5 protein-coding genes and 2 pseudogenes are annotated in these 6,259 nt (G+C 51.1%); 5 read left to right on the top strand and 2 right to left on the bottom strand.

Going from position 1 to position 6,259, the window contains the following annotated elements:
- Positions 1 to 34 precede the first annotated feature (34 nt).
- The 5 genes and pseudogenes from E2L05_RS20180 to E2L05_RS20155 all read left to right on the top strand — a co-directional run.
- Positions 35 to 319 (top strand): annotated as a pseudogene (locus E2L05_RS20180) (MFS transporter); the annotation flags it as partial.
- A 79-nt stretch (positions 320 to 398) separates the two neighbouring features.
- A complete protein-coding gene (gene lacI, locus E2L05_RS20175; RefSeq protein WP_000805902.1) occupies positions 399 to 1,481 on the top strand; it encodes a DNA-binding transcriptional repressor LacI in 1,083 nt (360 codons plus the stop codon).
- 49 nt (positions 1,482 to 1,530) lie between these two features.
- A pseudogene (locus tag E2L05_RS20165) lies at positions 1,531 to 1,872 on the top strand (hypothetical protein); the annotation flags it as partial.
- A 50-nt stretch (positions 1,873 to 1,922) separates the two neighbouring features.
- A complete protein-coding gene (locus tag E2L05_RS21445) occupies positions 1,923 to 2,186 on the top strand; it encodes a tyrosine-type recombinase/integrase (RefSeq protein WP_003660253.1) in 264 nt (87 codons plus the stop codon).
- Positions 2,187 to 2,289: 103 nt separating this feature from the next.
- Positions 2,290 to 2,481 carry a Rop family plasmid primer RNA-binding protein gene (locus E2L05_RS20155; protein ID WP_000165985.1) on the top strand — a complete coding sequence of 64 codons (192 nt, stop codon included), beginning with the start codon at positions 2,290 to 2,292 and terminating at the stop codon, positions 2,479 to 2,481.
- Between the two features lie 1,185 nt (positions 2,482 to 3,666).
- Here the strand turns inward: E2L05_RS20155 and E2L05_RS20135 are convergent.
- Both E2L05_RS20135 and E2L05_RS20130 read right to left on the bottom strand, forming a co-directional pair.
- Positions 3,667 to 4,527, bottom strand: a complete 861-nt coding sequence (locus E2L05_RS20135; protein ID WP_015058867.1) for a class A beta-lactamase TEM-171 — start codon at positions 4,525 to 4,527, stop codon at positions 3,667 to 3,669.
- 760 nt (positions 4,528 to 5,287) lie between these two features.
- The gene (locus tag E2L05_RS20130; protein ID WP_133344804.1) at positions 5,288 to 6,223 is read right to left on the bottom strand and encodes a phosphatase domain-containing protein; all 936 of its coding nucleotides are present in this window, start codon (positions 6,221 to 6,223) and stop codon (positions 5,288 to 5,290) included.
- Positions 6,224 to 6,259: the final 36 nt, after the last annotated feature.

Here is a 6,259-nt window from a genome sequence, read left to right as displayed (position 1 = left end):
TGAGTCGTATTAATTTCGCGGGATCGAGATCTCGATCCTCTACGCCGGACGCATCGTGGCCGGCATCACCGGCGCCACAGGTGCGGTTGCTGGCGCCTATATCGCCGACATCACCGATGGGGAAGATCGGGCTCGCCACTTCGGGCTCATGAGCGCTTGTTTCGGCGTGGGTATGGTGGCAGGCCCCGTGGCCGGGGGACTGTTGGGCGCCATCTCCTTGCATGCACCATTCCTTGCGGCGGCGGTGCTCAACGGCCTCAACCTACTACTGGGCTGCTTCCTAATGCAGGAGTCGCATAAGGGAGAGCGTCGAGATCCCGGACACCATCGAATGGCGCAAAACCTTTCGCGGTATGGCATGATAGCGCCCGGAAGAGAGTCAATTCAGGGTGGTGAATGTGAAACCAGTAACGTTATACGATGTCGCAGAGTATGCCGGTGTCTCTTATCAGACCGTTTCCCGCGTGGTGAACCAGGCCAGCCACGTTTCTGCGAAAACGCGGGAAAAAGTGGAAGCGGCGATGGCGGAGCTGAATTACATTCCCAACCGCGTGGCACAACAACTGGCGGGCAAACAGTCGTTGCTGATTGGCGTTGCCACCTCCAGTCTGGCCCTGCACGCGCCGTCGCAAATTGTCGCGGCGATTAAATCTCGCGCCGATCAACTGGGTGCCAGCGTGGTGGTGTCGATGGTAGAACGAAGCGGCGTCGAAGCCTGTAAAGCGGCGGTGCACAATCTTCTCGCGCAACGCGTCAGTGGGCTGATCATTAACTATCCGCTGGATGACCAGGATGCCATTGCTGTGGAAGCTGCCTGCACTAATGTTCCGGCGTTATTTCTTGATGTCTCTGACCAGACACCCATCAACAGTATTATTTTCTCCCATGAAGACGGTACGCGACTGGGCGTGGAGCATCTGGTCGCATTGGGTCACCAGCAAATCGCGCTGTTAGCGGGCCCATTAAGTTCTGTCTCGGCGCGTCTGCGTCTGGCTGGCTGGCATAAATATCTCACTCGCAATCAAATTCAGCCGATAGCGGAACGGGAAGGCGACTGGAGTGCCATGTCCGGTTTTCAACAAACCATGCAAATGCTGAATGAGGGCATCGTTCCCACTGCGATGCTGGTTGCCAACGATCAGATGGCGCTGGGCGCAATGCGCGCCATTACCGAGTCCGGGCTGCGCGTTGGTGCGGATATCTCGGTAGTGGGATACGACGATACCGAAGACAGCTCATGTTATATCCCGCCGTTAACCACCATCAAACAGGATTTTCGCCTGCTGGGGCAAACCAGCGTGGACCGCTTGCTGCAACTCTCTCAGGGCCAGGCGGTGAAGGGCAATCAGCTGTTGCCCGTCTCACTGGTGAAAAGAAAAACCACCCTGGCGCCCAATACGCAAACCGCCTCTCCCCGCGCGTTGGCCGATTCATTAATGCAGCTGGCACGACAGGTTTCCCGACTGGAAAGCGGGCAGTGAGCGCAACGCAATTAATGTAAGTTAGCTCACTCATTAGGCACCGGGATCTCGACCGATGCCCTTGAGAGCCTTCAACCCAGTCAGCTCCTTCCGGTGGGCGCGGGGCATGACTATCGTCGCCGCACTTATGACTGTCTTCTTTATCATGCAACTCGTAGGACAGGTGCCGGCAGCGCTCTGGGTCATTTTCGGCGAGGACCGCTTTCGCTGGAGCGCGACGATGATCGGCCTGTCGCTTGCGGTATTCGGAATCTTGCACGCCCTCGCTCAAGCCTTCGTCACTGGTCCCGCCACCAAACGTTTCGGCGAGAAGCAGGCCATTATCGCCGGCATGGCGGCCCCACGGGTGCGCATGATCGTGCTCCTGTCGTTGAGGACCCGGCTAGGCTGGCGGGGTTGCCTTACTGGTTAGCAGAATGAATCACCGATACGCGAGCGAACGTGAAGCGACTGCTGCTGCAAAACGTCTGCGACCTGAGCAACAACATGAATGGTCTTCGGTTTCCGTGTTTCGTAAAGTCTGGAAACGCGGAAGTCAGCGCCCTGCACCATTATGTTCCGGATCTGCATCGCAGGATGCTGCTGGCTACCCTGTGGAACACCTACATCTGTATTAACGAAGCGCTGGCATTGACCCTGAGTGATTTTTCTCTGGTCCCGCCGCATCCATACCGCCAGTTGTTTACCCTCACAACGTTCCAGTAACCGGGCATGTTCATCATCAGTAACCCGTATCGTGAGCATCCTCTCTCGTTTCATCGGTATCATTACCCCCATGAACAGAAATCCCCCTTACACGGAGGCATCAGTGACCAAACAGGAAAAAACCGCCCTTAACATGGCCCGCTTTATCAGAAGCCAGACATTAACGCTTCTGGAGAAACTCAACGAGCTGGACGCGGATGAACAGGCAGACATCTGTGAATCGCTTCACGACCACGCTGATGAGCTTTACCGCAGCTGCCTCGCGCGTTTCGGTGATGACGGTGAAAACCTCTGACACATGCAGCTCCCGGAGACGGTCACAGCTTGTCTGTAAGCGGATGCCGGGAGCAGACAAGCCCGTCAGGGCGCGTCAGCGGGTGTTGGCGGGTGTCGGGGCGCAGCCATGACCCAGTCACGTAGCGATAGCGGAGTGTATACTGGCTTAACTATGCGGCATCAGAGCAGATTGTACTGAGAGTGCACCATTGCGGTGTGAAATACCGCACAGATGCGTAAGGAGAAAATACCGCATCAGGCGCTCTTCCGCTTCCTCGCTCACTGACTCGCTGCGCTCGGTCGTTCGGCTGCGGCGAGCGGTATCAGCTCACTCAAAGGCGGTAATACGGTTATCCACAGAATCAGGGGATAACGCAGGAAAGAACATGTGAGCAAAAGGCCAGCAAAAGGCCAGGAACCGTAAAAAGGCCGCGTTGCTGGCGTTTTTCCATAGGCTCCGCCCCCCTGACGAGCATCACAAAAATCGACGCTCAAGTCAGAGGTGGCGAAACCCGACAGGACTATAAAGATACCAGGCGTTTCCCCCTGGAAGCTCCCTCGTGCGCTCTCCTGTTCCGACCCTGCCGCTTACCGGATACCTGTCCGCCTTTCTCCCTTCGGGAAGCGTGGCGCTTTCTCATAGCTCACGCTGTAGGTATCTCAGTTCGGTGTAGGTCGTTCGCTCCAAGCTGGGCTGTGTGCACGAACCCCCCGTTCAGCCCGACCGCTGCGCCTTATCCGGTAACTATCGTCTTGAGTCCAACCCGGTAAGACACGACTTATCGCCACTGGCAGCAGCCACTGGTAACAGGATTAGCAGAGCGAGGTATGTAGGCGGTGCTACAGAGTTCTTGAAGTGGTGGCCTAACTACGGCTACACTAGAAGGACAGTATTTGGTATCTGCGCTCTGCTGAAGCCAGTTACCTTCGGAAAAAGAGTTGGTAGCTCTTGATCCGGCAAACAAACCACCGCTGGTAGCGGTGGTTTTTTTGTTTGCAAGCAGCAGATTACGCGCAGAAAAAAAGGATCTCAAGAAGATCCTTTGATCTTTTCTACGGGGTCTGACGCTCAGTGGAACGAAAACTCACGTTAAGGGATTTTGGTCATGAGATTATCAAAAAGGATCTTCACCTAGATCCTTTTAAATTAAAAATGAAGTTTTAAATCAATCTAAAGTATATATGAGTAAACTTGGTCTGACAGTTACCAATGCTTAATCAGTGAGGCACCTATCTCAGCGATCTGTCTATTTCGTTCATCCATAGTTGCCTGACTCCCCGTCGTGTAGATAACTACGATACGGGAGGGCTTACCATCTGGCCCCAGTGCTGCAATGATACCGCGAGACCCACGCTCACCGGCTCCAGATTTATCAGCAATAAACCAGCCAGCCGGAAGGGCCGAGCGCAGAAGTGGTCCTGCAACTTTATCCGCCTCCATCCAGTCTATTAATTGTTGCCGGGAAGCTAGAGTAAGTAGTTCGCCAGTTAATAGTTTGCGCAACGTTGTTGCCATTGCTGCAGGCATCGTGGTGTCACGCTCGTCGTTTGGTATGGCTTCATTCAGCTCCGGTTCCCAACGATCAAGGCGAGTTACATGATCCCCCATGTTGTGCAAAAAAGCGGTTAGCTCCTTCGGTCCTCCGATCGTTGTCAGAAGTAAGTTGGCCGCAGTGTTATCACTCATGGTTATGGCAGCACTGCATAATTCTCTTACTGTCATGCCATCCGTAAGATGCTTTTCTGTGACTGGTGAGTACTCAACCAAGTCATTCTGAGAATAGTGTATGCGGCGACCGAGTTGCTCTTGCCCGGCGTCAATACGGGATAATACCGCGCCACATAGCAGAACTTTAAAAGTGCTCATCATTGGAAAACGTTCTTCGGGGCGAAAACTCTCAAGGATCTTACCGCTGTTGAGATCCAGTTCGATGTAACCCACTCGTGCACCCAACTGATCTTCAGCATCTTTTACTTTCACCAGCGTTTCTGGGTGAGCAAAAACAGGAAGGCAAAATGCCGCAAAAAAGGGAATAAGGGCGACACGGAAATGTTGAATACTCATACTCTTCCTTTTTCAATATTATTGAAGCATTTATCAGGGTTATTGTCTCATGAGCGGATACATATTTGAATGTATTTAGAAAAATAAACAAATAGGGGTTCCGCGCACATTTCCCCGAAAAGTGCCACCTAAATTGTAAGCGTTAATATTTTGTTAAAATTCGCGTTAAATTTTTGTTAAATCAGCTCATTTTTTAACCAATAGGCCGAAATCGGCAAAATCCCTTATAAATCAAAAGAATAGACCGAGATAGGGTTGAGTGTTGTTCCAGTTTGGAACAAGAGTCCACTATTAAAGAACGTGGACTCCAACGTCAAAGGGCGAAAAACCGTCTATCAGGGCGATGGCCCACTACGTGAACCATCACCCTAATCAAGTTTTTTGGGGTCGAGGTGCCGTAAAGCACTAAATCGGAACCCTAAAGGGAGCCCCCGATTTAGAGCTTGACGGGGAAAGCCGGCGAACGTGGCGAGAAAGGAAGGGAAGAAAGCGAAAGGAGCGGGCGCTAGGGCGCTGGCAAGTGTAGCGGTCACGCTGCGCGTAACCACCACACCCGCCGCGCTTAATGCGCCGCTACAGGGCGCGTCCCATTCGCCAATCCGGATATAGTTCCTCCTTTCAGCAAAAAACCCCTCAAGACCCGTTTAGAGGCCCCAAGGGGTTATGCTAGTTATTGCTCAGCGGTGGCAGCAGCCAACTCAGCTTCCTTTCGGGCTTTGTTAGCAGCCGGATCTCAGTGGTGGTGGTGGTGGTGCTCGAGTTAAAAATCTCCCGAAGCGACTTGCCAGCATTCAACACCGATACGACGCCACATTTCAACTACTTGAGTTCGGTCATCAATAGCTAATTTCACGTCAAAATGCGGTGCAATGTGTTTCCAGAAAATTTCTTCTTTAACTACATCGTCTTTACGGGTATCGCCTTGTTCGCGCTGACATTGCATAACTAATGGAACGCCAGCAATGTCCTCAACCCATTTACGGGTCATACGATAATATTTCGTTGGGTCTTCTTTAGTTCCACTTTCACGACCTGAAACGACTACGATTTGATAACCCATAAGAGCATACATCTTAGACAGTTCAACAACCATAGGATTGATAACATCGGTATCGCATTTTTCAAGGTCATAAGGACCACGACCATTCATTTTAGCTAGTGTACCATCAACATCAAAAATAACTGCTTTTGGTTTACCAGGAGTCCCATTATATACTGGAAGACCGAGATACTCTCGCATGCTTTTATACATTGAACGTAAAACATCAATTGGTACTGCTTTAGTTCCGCGTTTTGAGTTACGTTTAACCAATTCAGTCCAAGGAACATCAAACACTTTATGTTCAACTTTCCAGCCGTATTCTTTGGCAAAAGTTTCCCATGCTAGGCGACGTTCAGGATTCAGGTTAGTATCTGAAATGATTACTCCCTTAACAGAATCGCCACCGTACAGAATACTTTTAGCTGTATCAAACTGCATACCAGTTACGATACCTTCTTTCTTTTTGGTATACTTGTACTCATCGCGTTCTTCATGCGCCATAATAGATTGGCGATAGTCATCACGATTGATATTATAAAACCCGGGATTCTTAGCAATAAATTCACGAGCCCAAGTACTCTTACCAGAACCAGGACAGCCAATAGTCAAAATAATCTTTTTATGGTGATGGTGATGGTGATGGTGATGGTGCATATGTATATCTCCTTCTTAAAGTTAAACAAAATTATT

It is taken from the genome of Meridianimarinicoccus aquatilis (assembly GCF_004358675.1).
GTDB lineage: Bacteria > Pseudomonadota > Alphaproteobacteria > Rhodobacterales > Rhodobacteraceae > Meridianimarinicoccus > Meridianimarinicoccus aquatilis.
Note: the sequence above shows the minus strand (reverse complement) of the source record. Positions and strands in the feature narration are given on the sequence as shown.